We start from the raw sequence: 17,733 nt of genomic DNA on the forward strand, positions 1-17,733 counted from the left end.
ACTCAGCAGTGAAACGATGCATCGCCGATGGTAGTGTGGGGTTTCCCCATGTGAGAGTAGGTCATCGTCAAGATTCAATTCCAAAGCCCCTGATCGCGATGCGATCAGGGGCTTTGTCTTTCAGGTATCAATGCCTGAAGTTCCCGTATGAAATCGTCCAGCTCCCTGCGCTGGCACGAAGGGAACAGTATTCACAAGCACAGCACGGTCCCTGTAGGAGCGGCTTCAGCCGCGATCACCCGCGAAGCGGGTGCCAGGCACCGAGTTGCTTGCATCGCGGCTAAAGCCGCTCCTACAGATATCTCTTTTCGCTGTGCAACAGCACAGCCCGACCCCTGATCTTCAAGACAAAAAAAGGCCGCTCCCGGTTGGGAGCGGCCTTTTTGCTATCGGGGCATACGTCCCTGCCAGTGCTATCAGCTCAGCAGGTTACGCACATTGCCCATCGCCTCATCGGCAAACCCCTGCAGGAATGCCTGGAAGCCCGGCAGAGCCTCCGGCCCGCCCTCCCATGGCTCGGCCTGGATGGTCCAGGTCGCACGGCTGCGGCTGGCGTCGATCGCCTGCACTTGCATGGCCGCCCACAGATTGCCGATGTTCAAGCTGGTGTAGATCAGGCTCCAGGTCATGTTCATGGCCTGATCGTCGCGGCTGTTCAACTGCTCAATCACCACGTTGCCATCCTTGAACAGCTTCTTGCGCACCGAGCGCACACCGCTGCCGGTCATCTCGATATGCGCCAGGGCAGGAATGAACACCGGGAAGCCAGCGAAGTTGCCGACGATGTTCCATACGTTGGCGGCCGGCGCGGCGATCTCCACGCTGGAAACCACCAGGCAGCCTTGCGGGTTGCGGATCAGGGTATCGGGTTTGAGTGCTTGCATTGGATGTTGCTCCTGTTGTGTATGAAAGGGATCAGATAAAGCCGATGTCGGCCAGGTAGCGGCAGCCACGGCTGAGCAGCGCCGGGTCCTTGCTCGGGTAACGGGCGCCCATGCGCTGCACCCCGGCGCGGGCGTTATCGTGGGCGATGCCGGAGATGTCGCCGATGTCTTCCTCGAAACCGTCCAGGTAGAAGCCCAGGACGTCGTACAGCGCGTTGTCGCTATCGACCCTGGCCAACTGGCGCTGCCATTGCTCGATGCTGACCAGTTCGAAGGCATGGCCCTGGGCATGGAACGAAGCCAGGTAGTCACGCCAGCGCAGGGGTTCGGGGTTGTGCAGGTTGAACACGCACTGGCCGGCCAGGTGACGGCTGCTGTGGAAAGCGATGAAGCGGGACAGGAAGTCCACCGGCATGAGGTCGAAGTCGATTTCGAGCTCCGGCACCTGGCCCAACTGCAGCGAGCCCTTGAGCATCAGCATCAGCCGGTTGCGCTGCGGCTGGCAGACCCCGGTGCGGCTATCGAAGGTGATGTTGCCGGGGCGGAACAGGTTGACCCACACGCCCTGCTCACGGGCACGGCTGAGGATGCGCTCGCCGACCCATTTGCTGAGGTTGTAGCCGTTGCGGATGTAGATTGGCGGGGTACTGGTCGGATCGCTCTCCAGCACGCGACCGTCAATGTCGACCGCGCTGCAAGCGGACAGGGTCGAGATGAAGTTAAAGATCTTTTTGCGCCGGCCTTCGCATAGTCGCAGGCACTCGAACAAGGGCTCGATGTTGTCGGCTGCCAGGACCTCGTAGTCGAGCACATGGTTGACTTGCGCGGCGTTGTGCAGCAACGCGCCATAGTTACTGTCCAGGTAGTCGTAGTCGGCCTGGGCCAAACCCAGCAGTGGCTTGCGCAGGTCCGCTTCGAATACCCGCACGCGGCTGCGGTCCAGGGTGACGTGGTTGTCCTGCAGGGCCTGGGAGAAACGCTCATCGGCGGATAGCCCTGCGGCGCTGCGTACCAGGCAAGCGACTTCACTCGCGCCCCACTCCAGCAGGGCCTCGACCAGATGCACGCCAAGGAAGCTGTTGGCCCCGGTGACGATTACCTTGTGCACATCGCCCAGGCGCTCCAGCGGTTGCACTTGCAGGCCCAGTTCGCGGTTGGCGTCCTGCTCCAGGCGTACCAGGGAGGTTTGCAACGCCTCGTGATCGCCATCGAGCAGCGCGCCCAGGCGTTGCAGGGTCGGCTGTTCGATGAAGCGGTTGATGGCCACCCCCTGGCCGAAGTGTTCCCTGACCTCCAGGAGCAGGCGCGACAGCAGGATGGAGTGTCCGCCGAGGTTGAAGAAGCTCTCGTCGACGGAAATCTCGCTGTGTGGAAGCTCCAGCAGCGCACTCCACAGGCAGCGCAGGCGCTCCTCGGTGGTTGTCTGCGGTTCGATGCGCTGGCTGGTTGGCAACGCCAGTGGACGCAACGACAACGCCCGGCGATCCACCTTGCCGTTGGCGGTATAGGGCATCTGCTGCAGTACCTGATAGAACATCGGGCGCATGTAGTCGGGTAGGTGTCGCTCGGCATGCTCGCGCAGCAAGGTTTCGCCATCGGCCCGTTGCGGGTGGGCAAGGAAGGCCAGGACCCGCCGCTGGGCGTCGATCACCACCGCCACCTGGGCGAACAGCTGGCTATCGCGCAGGCAGTGCTCGATTTCTTCGGGTTCGACCCGGAAGCCACGGATCTTCACCTGGTTGTCTCGCCGGCCGCACAGCTCGATACCTTGGTCCGTCCATTTGCCGATATCTCCCGTGCGGTAGGCGCGCAGTGTGCGGCCCGCGGGCAAGCTCAGCTCGACGAAGCGTTCGGCGCTCAGTTCGGGGTTGTTCAGGTAGCCCAGGCCGACACCTGGCCCGACGATGTACAGCTCGCCCGGGGTCTGCTCACAAACCGGCTGCAGGTGTTGGTCGAGGATCAACACCTGGGTGTTGGCGATTGGCAGCCCCAGGTTGCGGTTGTCGTCGCCCGTACCGAACACCCGGGTCGTGGCCAGCACGGTGGTTTCGGTCGGCCCATAGATATTGTGCATCCGGCATTGCCCGGCCAATCGGGCGATGACCTCCGGTTCGCAGACGTCGCCGCCGGTGACCAGATGGCGCAGGCCCAGATGGAGATCCCGGGGCAGGATGCTCAGCAGCGCCGGTGGCAGGAACGCGTGGCTCACCTCCTCTCTGTGGATAAGTTGTACCAGCAGTTGCGGATCGCGACGCTGGTCTTCACTGGGCAGGACCAGTTCCGCGCCACAGGCGAACGTCGGCAGGATATCCAGCAGCGAGGCATCGAAGCCGATGGTGGAGAACTGCAGGACCCGGCTGTGCCGGTCCAGGTCCACATGCTCGCGATACCAGGCCATGAAGTGCGCCAGGTTGCCTTGGCTGAGCAACACGCCTTTCGGTTGGCCGGTGGTGCCGGAGGTGTAGATCGCCACGCAGGCCTGCTCGGCGGCAGCCTGGCGCAACGCCAGGCTGGGCGGCGGCAAGTCCTGCGCCAAAGGAAGGTTGCGCACATCCACATCAGGGATATCCACAGGCGTCTGGCCGTCGTGCAGCATGACGCAGGCGCCTGCGTCGTCGAGGATCAGCTGGCGGCGCTCGGCCGGCGTGGCCGGATCCAGTGGCAGGTAGATTGCGGCGCAGCCCAGCACCGCCAGCAGGCTGGCGTAGAGCTCGGGTGACTTGCCCATGCACACGGCGACCACAGGCGGCTGTTCCCCGGCGTTGGGCAGCAGCGGCAACAAGGCCTGCTGGATGACGGCGGCGCGGGCGTGCAGTTGCTCATAAGAGCAACGCTTGCCGTTGTGGTTCACGGCGGGAGACCCTGCGTGCACACGTAGGCTGTGCTCCAGGCCGCCGATCAGGCCTGTTTCGGCCTTCTCCAGCAAATCGGCGCGCAGTGTGCGGTTGAACGGATGGCGGTAGGCCAAAGTGTCCAGCCAGTCCAGGCCGTGCTCACGCTCCTGGTCTCCCGGGCTCACCGCAGGCGTTTCCTGCAGATGCAACGGGTTGCGGGCGAAGCGGGTGACCTGCAGCGCCAGTTGCTCGCACAGGGCTTGCAAGGTGTCCTCACGCAGCTGTTGGCCATTGCCGGAGCGCGGTGTGTGTATCGGCACGCGATGGATCAGCCGCTGGGCGCTGGCACTGCCGCACCAGCACAGGGCCTCCAGTTGCGGCAGGGTGTCGGCGTAGCTCGCACCCAGGCGCAGCCTGAGCAGCGGCGTGCCGCCCAGGGGCTGCCAATCACTGCTGCGCAGTGCCAGGCTGCCATCCTCCACCACCAGGTCGGGTTGGGCCGACAACTGCCGGGGGACGGCCTGGGCGCTATCGGCCCTGGCCGAGCCATGTCCGTGCTCGGCGAGCAGGCGGGCGAACTCCTCCAGGGGCGGGCTGGTGCCCACCAGGAGTATGTCGAGGCGTCTCATGTCTAAGTCCTCAGGGCAGATAGTCGCGCAGGGCGTCCTGTACGCAGGGAGACTCGAGCATCGAGCTGCTGCGGAAGAAACGCAGGATGTTGCTCAGCAGCGGATGCTGGCGGTTGATCGGGTAGGCCAGGCCCAGCGCTTCCTCGCGCAGGGCCTGGCGCACCGTATCGCTCACCGGCAAGGCGTCGATCAGGGCGCAGTCGAAAGCCTGCTGAATGTCGTTGGTCAGGTACTGGCGCAGGAACAACGGGAGTACCTTGGCGATCATCTGGCGATCCGCCTCAGGCGCGGTATGCCAGTAGATGCGCGTCAGGCGCGCCCAGAAGCTCGAGTGACGACCTTCGTCCAGCAGGTGATCGGCCATCAGGCCCTTCACCGAGGGCTTGACCGAGTCGTCGCGGGCAAAGGCCGCGACATCGTCGGTCAGGGTGTTCTCGGCGATGCCCACGCAGATCAGCTCCAGGGCGTCACGCAGGGCCTCGGGCACTTGCTCCAGCACGGCTGGAATGGCGCGGCTGAGTTCGATTTCCTGGGGCAGGGCGATCGGCTCGATCCCGGTCAGGGCGATGCTCTGTTGCAGGAAGTCCATCGCCACCAGGGCGTGATAGTCCTCGTCCACCACCACGGTCATCGCGTCGTAGCGGCAGGCGAACGGGAAACGCACGGCAAAGCGGTCCTTGGCGATGCGCCGGGCGGTACGGTCGACGATCTCGGTCTCGAAGATCACCACGTCATTGATGAACTTGTAGAGGCTCTGTACCAGCACGAAGTCGCGCAACTGCGGGCACTCGCGCTGGAACGTCGCGCCGAGCACCAGGGGCTGGCGGCTCAGGGGGTAGATCAGGCGCTGGTCATCCTCTACCTGGCGTCGTGGCCGAGTGCGAATGGTCGCCCTGGCCTCCCAGGCCTCGGCAAAGGAGCGATACTCGAGGGCATTCATGGGGTGACCTCGGCAACAGCCGTTTTCAGCGACGTACGCAGGCGGTCCCACAGGGCCATGCGGCTGTCCACCGCGGCGATGGCGGCCACGTAGACGTCTTCCTGGCGCAGCGGATCGTGATCGACCAGGCGTGCCAGCAATTGCTCGGCGGCGGGGCCGTGGTCCTCGGAGTCGACCTCGATGTGACGTTGCAGGTAGTAGCGGAAGGTCGGTGCCTGCTCGGTGCCGATGCCCCACTCGTCGAGAATCTGCTGGAACATCGATGGAATGACGCTTTCCCGCCCGTGCAGGAAGGCGGCGGCAACCTGGTGGGCCGGTGCCTCGATGGCCACTTCGAGAGTGTCACGAACGAACCGCTGTGCCGCTTCACTGGCGCCACAGCGTTGCAGCGCGTCGAATGCCGCGACGCCTTGTTGCTGCAGGCTGACGAAGCGTTCGATGGCCTGGGTGCTTGCACCGACTTCGCGCATGGCATCCAGGTACAGCTCGAAGTGGCTGTAGTGACCATGATCCAGGCGCTCGTCTGATTCTTCGCCCAGAACGATCTCGTTGATCAGACGCGCTGCGGCCGGGTCCCTTGGTGGCAGCCAGGGCAGGCTGACGCAGGTCAGCTCCTGCTGCAGGCGTTTGGTCAGAGACATGAAGTCCCAGACAGCGAACACATGGGTTTCCATGAACCCCCGGAGCGTCTCCAGAGAATCGATTTCGGAAAATAGCGGGTGCAGGGAGAGTTTATGTTTCTTGTCGGAAAGTGTGCGCTTCAATGTGCTCATGATGAGCTCCGTTTAGGGTTGAAATACAGGGTTGGTATTACTCTGAAAGTTGCAAGGCAGATAAATGCCGGGCGAATGAAGGCCTCGAGTGGAAACTCGAATTCGAACAACAGGCAGAGGCCGGCAGGGCTCGTCTGGCTAAGCGCTCACGGAGGCGCAGGGCCGCTCCTTGGCTGGCGATATAAAAGTTAGGACAACTTCAAAGTTTGCCGCAATTGTTTTTTTGATTAATTTATATTCGGACTTTTCTTGAAATATACGGTTCTGAATAAAACTTTGAGTAAGTTTTATTTTGGCAATACGTACTCCTTCCGATAATTAACGATCAGAAAAAATGTCACAGAGTGAATGCCTCACTCGGAGCACGAATGAACGGAGAGGGGGAGAGTAACTATTGAGGGGCGGCTGATCGCTTGCGGTCCTTGCCCCGGTGCCAGGTTCCTTCTGCAAGTTAATGGGGAGGCAGACGGCCAGGTCCACGTCTGATGATCAGCGGCCGCTGCGGGGAGTAGAGTGTCCCCAAAAAGCTGGCACTGCCATGGCCAGGCACTGACCGGGCCACGGAAAAGCCTTGATCAGCACAGGGATGGCAGGGGGAGGATTAGAAACTCAGCAACCCGAGATGGGCGTTGAAGATGCGCACCAGGCGCTGGTTCAGCAACGAACTATCCACCGCTTGCAGCGGTAGTTCAATCAGCTCCAGCTCCCGACGAACCAGCCTGTGCCAACCAAGCATTGCCGCCAGGGAGCCTGGCGGATAGAGCACAGTCGTGGGGATATGAAGGGGCAGGTGGGTGGTACTGAATTGTGGGCTGTCACAGCTTGAAACAAACAAATGACGGGTCAGCCCTGGGCAAGCACCCTGCACCTTCTGTATCAGGGCCAGTGCGATATGCGCGCCTAGCCCTTGGGCAAACAAGGCGTGCGGCTGCACGAGGTAGGGTTGGAGCTGTTCAAGCAGCACCTGAGTCAGATGCCCAGAAATGGGCAGTAATTGTTCGGGGTCGGCGATGGAGGGCACATCGACCGCGACCAGTTCGATGGGATCGCCCAGGGTCCTTGCCCACGTGCGGTATTGGGCAAGTTGCTGTCGGGTGCTTGCCAGGCAGATCAAGCGAATCCTGGGGGGCTGGTCGGGCGTGGTTTCCTGTCGCGTCTGCACGTGCACTGCCGTTCCTTGTGGCGGATCGTGTCTGCGCAGCGACGCGGTCGCTGAGGTCGGCTGCGCGGTTGAGCAGAATCAGTTGCCCGATTGCTTGTCGAGGTAGTTCCTGATGGTTCGCGCGGCGTGGTTCAGGTGCTCTTCCAGGAGCTTGATGGCTTCGTCAACCAGTTTGTCGCTGGCAGCGTCGACCAACGCGATGTGGTCGTCCTGGGTGAGCTTGCCCAGCCCCATCGAGGACAGATGGAAGCGCAGGAAGCGTTCCTCCTCGTTGAGCTCGATCTCGATCATGCGCAGCAGTTTCTGGTTCTTTGCCTTGCTATAGAGGGCCATGTGGAACAGACGGTTGAGCCTGCCGATTTCAGCGTGGCGGGTCTCGTTCTCCAGTTGGCGGATATACGATCTGGCCTGGGCGATGTCGTCAGCGTCGAGCGAGGGGATTGACTGGCGCAGTGCCTCAGTCTCGAGCAGTACGCGCAGGGCGTAGGTATCGACGGCGTCCTCGCCGATCAGCGGTGCCACCACGGCGCCTTTGTGCATCACCACCTGTAGCAGGGACTGGGCCTCCAATTGGCGTAGCGCCTCGCGCACGGGCATGCGGCTCACGCCAAACAGGGTCGCCAGCTCTTGCTGGCGCACCGCGGTCCCCGGTGGCAGTCGGCCGTCGAGGATGGCACTGCGCAGACGCTCTTCGATGACACCGCGCGCCAGGTGCGGCGGTACCTGCTCGCTGCCTAGCACGGTGCTCAGGAGTTTGGGTTTCTCAGCCACGCGGGGTTCGCCTCGGCAACATGAAAATTGGATCCAATAACCCTAGTGAGGGAAGGGGGCGCTTGTCAAACGGATTGATCAGGCAGTTGCGCCGTGGCGCACTCACGAAACGCGGCTATCGTGAAGCAAGTTGCCGGCATTGGGAAGATGGTCAAGGTCGCCAGCCCTTGTACGAAGCGGCTTTGCCGACAGTTGGCAGCACTGGCAGCCGGCGCCATTGTCTTTTCTCGCGCCAGCCCGCACCATCGCTGCTTTCGACTGATCTGAACAGGTGTTCGCAGTGGCGATACCTTGGCCTCTCAACGCGATCGTTCGCCGGCTCGGCCTTGCCGTGCTGCTCGGCTGCTTGTGGCTGGGCGTCACGCAGGCGGATTGGGACTTCTCGCAGATCAGCCGCCGTGCCCAGGCGCTCTATGGCCCATTAGGCCCGGGCCAGGGGCGTATCGATGCCTGGCAGAACCTGCTGTCGACACAGAAGCAGGGCAGCGAGATGGAGCAGTTGCAAGTGGTCAATCTGTTCTTCAACAAGCAGTTGCGCTACGTCGAGGACATAGACCTATGGCACGAGGTTGACTACTGGGCCACGCCGGTCCAATCGCTGATCAAAGGAGCGGGCGACTGCGAGGACTACGCCATCGCCAAGTACTTCAGCCTGCGGCGTATCGGCATTCCGGCGGAGAAGCTGCGCATCACTTACGTCAAAGCCCTGCGCCAGAATCGTGCGCACATGGTCCTGACCTATTATTCAAGCCCACAGGCGCAGCCGCTGGTGCTCGACAGCCTGATGGACGCGATCAAGCCGGCCAGCCAGCGCACTGACCTGCTGCCGGTGTACGCCTTCAACGGTGAAGGCTTGTGGCTGACCGGCGCAGGCGGCAACAGGAAGGTCGGCGACACCAAGCGCCTGTCGCGTTGGCAGGACTTGCTGAAGAAAATGCAGGCCGAAGGGTTCCCGGCCGAACCGGTTTACTGAAGGAGCACAGATGTCACTGTTCAAACAATTGCTGCTAGCCATTTGCCTGTTCCTGGTGATCGCCTTCAGTGGCAGTTTCATGGTCAGCCTGGAGAGCTCGCGCAGCCAGTATGTCAACCAGCTGCGTTCTCATGCCCAGGATGCCGCGACCGCGTTGGCGTTGTCGCTGACGCCGAATATCGATGACCCGGCGATGGTCGAGCTGATGGTCAGCTCGATTTTCGACAGTGGCTACTACTCGAGTATCAAGGTTATCGACCTGGACTCCAATGCCGTGCTGGTCGAGCGTCACGCAGAGCCCGACACCGGCGGCGTGCCGGGCTGGTTCATCCAGCTCATCGGCCTGGAGCCGGCCGGTGGCGATGCCCTCGTCAGCCGGGGCTGGCAGCAGGCGGCGCGGGTAGAGGTGATAAGCCACCCGATGTTCGCCTTGGCCAAGCTCTGGCAGAGCGCCTTGGGCAGCCTTGGCTGGCTGCTGCTGTGCGGCGCCGTGAGCGCGGTGCTCGGGGCGCTGCTGCTGCGCCGCCAGTTGCGTCCGCTCGACTATATGGTGGCGCAGTCCCACGCCATCGCCCGTCGTGAGTTCCTCAGTCTGCCCGAGCTGCCACGCACCCCCGAACTGCGCCGAGTGGTACAGGCCATGAACCAGATGGTCGAGAAACTCAAGGCTCTGTTCACCGAGCAGGCCGAGCGCAGCGAGAAGCTGCGTGCGGAGTCCTACCAGGACAGCCTCACCGGCCTGGCCAACCGCCGTTACTTCGAAATGCAGCTCAATGCCCGGGTCAGCAACTTGGAGGAGGCCCGGAGCGGCTACCTGCTGTTGCTGCGGGTTCAGGACCTGGCCGGGCTCAATGCCCGGCTGGGTGGTCAGCGTACCGACCAATTACTGCAGGCGGTGGGGGAGCAATTGCTTCGCACCTGTGCGAACTACCCCGAGACAAACGACCTGATCACGCGCAGCCGTGGCGGCGAGTTCGCGGTATTGGCGCCGGGCATGGTTCATGATGAGGCAATCCAACTGGCGCAAGCCCTGGAAGTCACCTTGCAGAGCTTGCACGAGACCGGAGCCAGCGATGTTGACCCGGTGGCCTGCATTGGCCTTGCCCCCTTCAGTCCAGGTGATGCGCCGCAAGGGCTCCTCAAGCTCGCCGACGAAGCTCTGGCCCGCGCCGAGAGTCAGCCCGCACCGGGTTGGGTATGCCTGGAACAGGGCGCCGCAGGCCAAGCCGCCGACAGCCACCATGTCTGGCATACGCGCCTGGACCAGGCGCTGGGCCAAGGGCAGTTCGAGCTGTTCTTCCAGCCCGTCGTCGATGCCCGGGCGCCCGAGCGAGTGCTGCATTACAAGGTCATCTCGCGCTTGCACGACGAAGAGGGCGAAGCCCTGGCGGCCGGCCGTTTCCTACCTTGGCTGGAGCGCTTCGGCTGGATGCCACGGCTGGACTTGCTGGTGCTGGAAAAGGTGCTCAAGCACCTGCACGGGCATGGCGAAGCGTTGGCACTGAACTTGTCGGCTGCGACACTGGCCGATCCCAAGGCGCTGCAGCGGATCTATGACCTGTTGGGGCAGCACAGTGCACTGGGACCGCGGCTGACTTTCGAGATCGGCGAGGAGCAGCTGCCCGAGCAGTCGGTGCTGGAGCTCCTGACCCGGCGCCTGCGAACATTGGGCTTCAGCCTGGCGCTGCAGCGTTTCGGTGGGCGCTTCAGCATGATCGGAAACCTGGCTCACTTGGGGCTGGCCTACTTGAAAATCGATGGTGGCTATATCCGCAACATTGACCAGGAACGCCACAAGCGCCTCTTCATCGAAGCTATCCAGCGGGCGGCACACAGTATCGACCTGCCGCTGATCGCTGAGCGGGTGGAGACCGAGGGGGAGTTGAAGGTGCTGCGGGACATGGGTGTGCAGGGCATCCAGGGCCAACTGGTTGGTGGGCCGGCCCCCTGGCGTTGACCAGCCGTGTCATCAGTGCGAGGCAACTCGCACTGCAATACGCCGCCAGCTTGGTCAGATCAACCCGCCTTCCTCGTCTTCCTCTATCAGGTTGTTCAGGCTACCCAGCGCCTTGCGCGCGGTGGAGCGGTTGAGCAACTTGGCCTGGGCGCCGGGCGGCAGGTCGGTGATGCTGAACACGCCTTTGGCAGTCAGCACCTCGATCAGGTCCTCCAGCACCCGGATCATGTCCAGATCGCTCTGCTTGAGCTGCCTGAGGCTGTTCTCAACGACATCGTCGGCGAACCATTCCTGGATCTCGGCACTGTCGGCGGGGACCATGTCCGTAAATCCATCAAACCCGGCGGCTTCCACTCGCAGCAAACGGCCGTCAGCGTCGCGTTGCACGTAGAACATGGCGGCGTCCCTCGTCACGATGATTCCTTGTTGGTAGTCAGCAGCATAGGCAAAGTTCACCGGGCGTGTAGGCCCGGTGCACGAGTATGCGCGTGAAGCGTTGGCGGGGAAAGCCCGCCCCGACGCGGCGGCCGTTGCCGGCTGCCGCGGGGGGAGGGAACTCAGCTGTTGGAGTTGTCGATCTTGATGGTCGGGTCGGCACCGCTGATCAACGAGTTGATCGTGGTGTTGGACCAGTTGACCCCTTCGAGCTTGATGCTCACATCGGCGTTGGCCAGGCCACCGGCGGCGTTGAGCTTGCCTTCGGTACTAACCTGCAGGGTCGACTCGCCTCCCACAGTGGTGATCTTCAGGAAGTTGTCGATGGTGCTGGCCTTTTCGCCCTGCAGCAGATCTCTCAGGTCGAGGCGGTCGCCTTCGCTTGCCTTGAAGTCCTTGATCACGTCGTTGCCCAGGTCGCCGGCCTTCCACACGAAGGTGTCGGCACCACTGCCACCGGTCATGATGTCATCGCCCTTGCCGCCAATGAGAATGTCATTGCCAGCACCGCCAAACAGCATGTCGTTGCCTTCACCGCCGAGCAGGGTGTCATTGCCGGTGCCGCCGAGCAGGATGTCGTTACCCTTGCCGCCGTCGATGTAGTCATTGCCACCCTGGCCGAAGATGATGTCGTTGCCGTTGCCGCCCAGCAAGGTATCGGCACCGTCGTTGCTGCGCGAGACATCGAACTCGGCATAGTTCTCGGTGATGTACTTGTGCATCGCCCGCGCGTCCACGCTGCCCGCGTCTACGCCGAGCTTGTCGGCGACATAGCCGCGGATCGCCTCGACACCGGTGCCGGCAACACCGTCGAAGACCATCAGGTCGCCGAAGATGATGTCGTTGCCGTCGCCACCGCTGACTGTATCGTTGCCCGGCTGTGTGACTTCGGTATGACCTAGGATGGCCTCGGCCAGCTTGCTCGGGTCAATGTTGGTCTGCGGCTTGCCGTCGGTGTCGTACGGTTTCAGGTCGTTGGTGTTGACGCCGTTGTTGAGGCCGATGGCCTCGACCTCGGACAGGCCCGAGAGCAACTTGAAGCTGTCCTGCGAGTTGCTCGTGGTGGCGCTGTTGGTGTCGTAGCCCAGGCCACCCCGTGAAGACAGCTCGTAAGTGCCGTTACCTTCCGCGTGCAGCTCGCCCGATACGCCGTATTTCCAACCGTTGCGGTAGTACTGCACCTGCAGGTTGCCGGCGTTGTCGATGCTGACGTAGTTGGTGTTGCTGCTGTCGATGTAGCCGTTGTACGCCATGCCCGGCTTGTAGTTGATCGAAGCCAGGAAGGTGTCCAGGGTGATGCCAGAGGTGCCCAGGGTCGGGTTGGAGTTCTCGTTGGTCTGGTAGTAGGTCGGCTTGCCATCGGTGATGAAGAACGTCTGGTTGCTGCCGGTATTGCCACCATCCTTGAGGTTCTGGAACCAGTTGGCGGTGGTCTTGAAGGCGTCTTCGTAGTTGGTGCCGCCATCTGCCCGCAGATTGTTCAGGGCGTTGAGCAGCTGCTGCAGGCCGGCATCGTTCAGGGTCACCGCAACGCTGCTCTTGACCTGGGTGGCGAAGTCCACCAGGAGGATGTTCACGGTACCCGACTGGTCGCCCTTGACGCTGGCGGCCAGGGTCTTGAACACCGATTCCAGAGACTTTTTCGCCGCATCCACGCCGGATGAACCCATGCTGCCCGAGGTATCGACGATGAAGGCGAGGTTGTAGTCCTGGCCCGGCACCACGTGCAGGCCGGTGACGTCGGCAACCACCACATCGTTGCCGTCGGTGCCGGTGATGTTGTCGCTGTCCGAGGACAGGTTGCTGGTGGTGTAGGACTGCGGGTAGACGGTGACCTTGATGGTGCCTTCGCTGGTCGCCGTGCTGCCGCCGACGCTCTCGGTGGAGGTCGAGCTGACCTTCACGTCGAACTGGCCTTGGTAGTAAGCCGGCGGCTTGATGGTCAGGCTACCCAGGTTCCAGCCGGTGACGTCCACCGCGTCCTTGCCGACGGTGAAGGTATGGCCGGCGTTATCGGCCAGCACCGAGCCTGCCGGGATGCCGCTGAGCTTGACGCTCAGGGACTCGGAGCCGTCGGTGTCGGTGAGGTTGGTGCTGATGCCCACCAGCTTGACCGGGGCACCGTTCTCGCTGCCTTCGTTGAGCTTGTAGCCGTCGTAGTAGCCCTGGTTGTTGCTGCCGTGCAGGTCGCCAACGGTCACGCCGGCGTTGGTCAGGTCCTTGACGCTCGGGTACATCGGGATGTTCGAGCTGTTGAGGTCGGTGACCGCGCCGTTGCCCACCTTGATGTTGACGTCCAGGCTGCCGGGGCCGGCCTGGTTGGCGTTGTAGATCTCCAGGGTGTAGTAGCCGCTGGTGGTCGGGGTGAAGCTGCCGGAAATGGCGCCGCTGGCCGAGCCCCAGGTGCCGCTGGCGACGTTCTTGCCACCGACGACGATCTGCAGACTATCGTCGGCGGTGCCGCTGAACGAATAAGTCTTGCCGGCTTCCAGGTAGATCAGGCCGGAGGTCTTCGACCCTGTGCCAGGCGTCACGGTGGCGACCGTGTCGACACCAGTGACGGTTTCGCTCTTGCTGGCATTGCCAGAGTTGGCGAAGACGTTCTTCAGTGCATCGCCGGTAATGCCGTTGCCGTTGCTACCCAGGCCGGTGAGGCTGTTCCAGGTTTCCTTGAGCAGGCCGATCGAGTTGACGTTGTTGTTGCCGATGTTCAAGTCCGGCTTGTCGGCCACCGGGGCTATATCGACCTTCAGGGTCACTTCGCCGCCGGCGTTGGTGCCGTCGTTGGGCTTGTACTTGATCTGCGCATAGTCGGCTTGCTTGTTGCCCACGCCGCTGCCGCCATAGCCGTCGACGCCCGACTGGTTGGCCAGCGGCACGAACTTGAGCTTGCCGGCGGCGATGTCGGCCTGGCTGATGTTCTGGTTGAGCGAGACATCCACCCACGAGGTGCCGTTGAAGAACTTCAGGCTGCCCAGGTCCGGCAGCTTGCTGATGGTCACCGACAGGCCGGTGTTGCCATCGGCGTCGCTGACGTTGAAGTCGCCCCACTTGAACACGTAGTCGGTGTCTTCGCTGCCGGTCACCGCACCACCGGTCGACACCGGCGCGTGGTCGTTGTCGATGATGGTGGTTGTGACGCTGGACTTGCTCGAGTCGACCTGCAGGTTCTCGAAGCCGCCGCCCGTGGCGCCGCTGATCTTGACCGTGAAGTTCTCCGAGCCCTCGACCAGCTTGTCGTCGATGGTCTTGATGTCGAAGCTGGTGCCGCTGCTGCCGGCCGGGATCTTCACGGTGACCACACCGGTGAAGTCCTGGCCGTCGGTGGCGGTGCCGCTGTAGGTCAGGGTGATGGTCACCTCGGACTTCGACGGGTTGCTCAGGGTCAGGTTGTAGTGGGCGGTGTCGCCTTCGGTCACCGAGGTGTCGCCGCTGATGCCGACGGTGGTGAGGTCGCCCTGGCCGCTCGGCTCGTCGGTGACGCTGGTGGTGACGGTGTTGCTGCCCAGGGTCAGCTTCTCGAAGTTGTCGCCACCGGCGACCGACTCGATCTTGTTGACGATGTTCGGTTGGCCACCGAGGTACGGGTCGTCCTTGGCGGTGATGGTGAAGGTGCCGCTGGCGCTGCCGCCCGGAATGGTGACCTTGGTGCCGTCGGTGAGGGTGAAGGTCAGGCCGTTGTGGCCGACTACCGACAGGCCTTGGGTATTGGTCAGGGTCACGGTGTAGGTGACCTGGCCGCCTTCGCTGACGGTGGTCTTGTCGGCAGACAGGGTGGCAACCACTTCACTGATGGTGTCGGTGATCTGCACGGTGGCGTTGCCACCCAGCTCGAGGTTCTCGAAGGTCTTGCCGGTGACTGCGGCATCGGTGATGCCCACGGTCAGCGAGCTGCCGTCCTTGAACACGTCGTCGCCTTGAGCTGCAGCCTTGTACTCGACCTGGGTCTGGCCGGCCGGAATGATTACCTTGGCACCGTTGCTCAGCGTCACGGTCAGGTCCTGCGCCAGTTTCTGGCTGACCTTGACGGTGAACGACGGCTGCTGGTCTTCGGTGACGTTGCCATTGCCGACGATGGTGACCGAAACCTTGTCACCCTGGTTGCCGGTGCCGGGCGTGCCCGAACCTGGCTCGTCGGTGACGGAGGTCTTCACTTCGTTCTGACCCAGGGTCAGCTTCTCGAAGTTGTCCGCGCCGGTGACGCCGGTGATCTTGTTGCTGATGGTCGGCTGACCACCGACGAACACGTCGTCCGGCGCGTTGATGGTGGCGGTGCCAGTGGCGCTGCCGGCCGGGATGGTGACCTTGGTGCCGTCGGTGAGGGTGAAGGTCAGGCCGTTGTGGCCGACTACCGACAGGCCTTGGGCGTTGGTCAGGGTCACGGTGTAGGTGACCTGGCCACCTTCGGACACGGTGGTCTTGTCGGCGGACAAGGTGGCCACGACTTCACTGATGGTGTCGTTGATCTGCACGGTAGCATTGCCGCCAAGCTCGAGGTTCTCGAACGTCTTGCCGACCACGCTGGCATCGCTGATGCCAACGGTGAGCGGGCCGCCGTCCTTGAACACGTCGTCGCCCTGGATCGGCGCCTTGTACTCGACCTGGGTCTGGCCAGCAGGGATCACTACCTTGGCGCCATTGCTCAGGGTGACGGTCAGGTCCTGGTCGAGCTTCTGGCTGACCTTGACGGTGAACGATGGCTGCTGGGCTTCGTTGACATCTCCGTTGCCGACGATGGTGACCGAGACCTTGTCACCCTGGTTACCGGTACCTGGAGTGCCAGAGCCCGGTTCGTCGGTGACGGAGGTCTTCACTTCGTTCTGACCCAGGGTCAGCTTCTCGAAGTTGTCCGCGCCGGTGACACCGGTGATCTTGTTGCTGATGGTGGCCTGGCCACCGATGAATACGTCGTCCGGCGCGTTGATGGTGGCGGTGCCAGTGGCGCTGCCGGCCGGGATGGTGACCTTGGTGCCATCGGACAGGGTGAAGGTCAGGCCGTTGTGGCCGGTGACCGACAGGCCCTGGGCGTTGGTCAGGGTTACGGTGTAGGTGACCTGGCCGCCCTCGGTGACGGTGCTCTTGTCGGCAGACAGCGTGGCAACCACTTCACTGATGGTGTCGGTGATCTGAACGCTGGCGTTGCCACCCAGCTCGAGGTTCTCGAAGGTCTTGCCGGTGACTGCGGCATCGGTGATGCCCACGGTCAGCGAGCTGCCGTCCTTGAACACGTCGTCGCCTTGAGCTGCAGCCTTGTACTCGACCTGGGTCTGGCCGGCCGGAATGATTACCTTGGCACCGTTGCTCAGCGTCACGGTCAGGTCCTGCGCCAGTTTCTGGCTGACCTTGACGGTGAACGACGGCTGCTGGTCTTCGGTGACGTTGCCATTGCCGACGATGGTGACCGAAACCTTGTCACCCTGGTTGCCGGTGCCGGGCGTGCCCGAACCTGGCTCGTCGGTGACGGAGGTCTTCACTTCGTTCTGACCCAGGGTCAGCTTCTCGAAGTTGTCCGCGCCGGTGACGCCGGTGATCTTGTTGCTGATGGTCGGCTGACCACCGACGAACACGTCGTCCGGCGCGTTGATGGTGGCGGTGCCAGTGGCGCTGCCGGCCGGGATGGTGACCTTGGTGCCGTCGGTGAGGGTGAAGGTCAGGCCGTTGTGGCCGGTGACCGACAGGCCCTGGGCATTGGTCAGGGTCACGGTGTAGGTGACCTGGCCACCTTCGGACACAGTGGTCTTGTCGGCGGACAGCGTGGCGACCACTTCACTGATGGTGTCGGTGATCTGCACGGTGGCATTGCCACCCAGTTCCAGGTTCTCGAAGGTATGGCCCGGAACCGTGGCATCGGTGATGCCGACGGTCAGTGAACTGCCGTCCTTGAACACGTCGTCGCCCTGGGCTGCAGCCTTATACTCTGTCTGGGTCTGACCGGCCGGGATCACCACCTTGTCGCCGTTGGACAGGGTGACAGTCAGGTCGTATCCAAGCTTCTGGCTGACCTTGACGGTGAACGAGGGCTGCTGGTCCTCGGTGACATTGCCATTGCCGACGATGGTGACGGACACCTTGTCGCCCTGGTTGTCGGTGCCCGGGGTTCCAGTGCCCGGCTCGTCGGTCACGGAGGTCTGCACCTCACCTTGGCCGAGGGTCAGTTTCTCGAAGTTGTCGGCACCGCTGACGGTCACCAGTTTATTGCTGATGGTCGCCTGGCCGCCGACGAACACATCGTCCGGTGCATTGATGGTGGCAGTGCCGGTAGCGTTGCCGGCCGGGATGGTGACTTTGGTGCCATCGCTCAGGGTGAAGGTCAGGCCATTGTGGCCGTTGACCGGCAGACCTTGGGCGTTGGTCAGCGTCACGGTGTAGGTGATC

Annotated in this window: 10 protein-coding genes; 2 read left to right on the forward strand and 8 right to left on the reverse strand. The window is 62.8% G+C overall.

The window, feature by feature from the left end; all coding sequences use genetic code 11:
* Positions 1-416: 416 nt before the first annotated feature.
* The 6 genes from OH705_RS26560 to OH705_RS26585 form a co-directional block, all read right to left on the reverse strand.
* Positions 417-884 (reverse strand): SRPBCC family protein, encoded by a 468-nt coding sequence (locus OH705_RS26560; protein WP_023630620.1) that lies wholly within the window; start codon positions 882-884, stop codon positions 417-419.
* A gap of 31 nt (positions 885-915) precedes the next feature.
* Positions 916-4,347, reverse strand: a complete 3,432-nt coding sequence (locus tag OH705_RS26565) for an amino acid adenylation domain-containing protein (protein WP_267303363.1) — start codon at positions 4,345-4,347, stop codon at positions 916-918.
* A gap of 10 nt (positions 4,348-4,357) precedes the next feature.
* A complete protein-coding gene (locus OH705_RS26570; RefSeq protein WP_094012620.1) occupies positions 4,358-5,287 on the reverse strand; it encodes a diiron oxygenase in 930 nt (309 codons plus the stop codon).
* The gene (locus OH705_RS26575) at positions 5,284-6,060 is read right to left on the reverse strand and encodes a DUF3050 domain-containing protein (RefSeq protein WP_023628876.1); all 777 of its coding nucleotides are present in this window, start codon (positions 6,058-6,060) and stop codon (positions 5,284-5,286) included. Before OH705_RS26575 ends, OH705_RS26570 begins: the two co-directional genes overlap by 4 nt.
* 601 nt (positions 6,061-6,661) lie before the next feature.
* Complete coding sequence (locus tag OH705_RS26580) at positions 6,662-7,228, reverse strand: hypothetical protein (RefSeq protein WP_023628877.1); 567 nt, start codon at positions 7,226-7,228, stop codon at positions 6,662-6,664.
* 72 nt (positions 7,229-7,300) lie between these two features.
* Complete coding sequence (locus OH705_RS26585; protein ID WP_023628878.1) at positions 7,301-7,993, reverse strand: GntR family transcriptional regulator; 693 nt, start codon at positions 7,991-7,993, stop codon at positions 7,301-7,303.
* Positions 7,994-8,264: 271 nt separating this feature from the next.
* Between OH705_RS26585 and lapG the strand changes: the two genes are divergently transcribed.
* Both lapG and lapD read left to right on the forward strand, forming a co-directional pair.
* Complete coding sequence (gene lapG / locus OH705_RS26590) at positions 8,265-8,966, forward strand: cysteine protease LapG (protein ID WP_244916739.1); 702 nt, start codon at positions 8,265-8,267, stop codon at positions 8,964-8,966.
* A 10-nt stretch (positions 8,967-8,976) separates the two neighbouring features.
* A complete protein-coding gene (gene lapD / locus OH705_RS26595; protein WP_267303364.1) occupies positions 8,977-10,923 on the forward strand; it encodes a cyclic di-GMP receptor LapD in 1,947 nt (648 codons plus the stop codon).
* A gap of 54 nt (positions 10,924-10,977) precedes the next feature.
* Here the strand turns inward: lapD and OH705_RS26600 are convergent, their stop codons facing one another.
* Both OH705_RS26600 and OH705_RS26605 read right to left on the reverse strand, forming a co-directional pair.
* Positions 10,978-11,319, reverse strand: coding sequence for a hypothetical protein (locus OH705_RS26600; protein ID WP_023628881.1), 342 nt, complete (start codon positions 11,317-11,319; stop codon positions 10,978-10,980).
* Positions 11,320-11,480: 161 nt separating this feature from the next.
* A complete protein-coding gene (locus tag OH705_RS26605; RefSeq protein WP_267303365.1) occupies positions 11,481-17,720 on the reverse strand; it encodes an immunoglobulin-like domain-containing protein in 6,240 nt (2,079 codons plus the stop codon).
* Between the last annotated feature and the right edge of the window lie 13 nt (positions 17,721-17,733).

It is taken from the genome of Pseudomonas sp. BJa3 (genome assembly GCF_026343815.1).
In the GTDB taxonomy this organism is placed as follows: domain Bacteria; phylum Pseudomonadota; class Gammaproteobacteria; order Pseudomonadales; family Pseudomonadaceae; genus Aquipseudomonas; species Aquipseudomonas soli.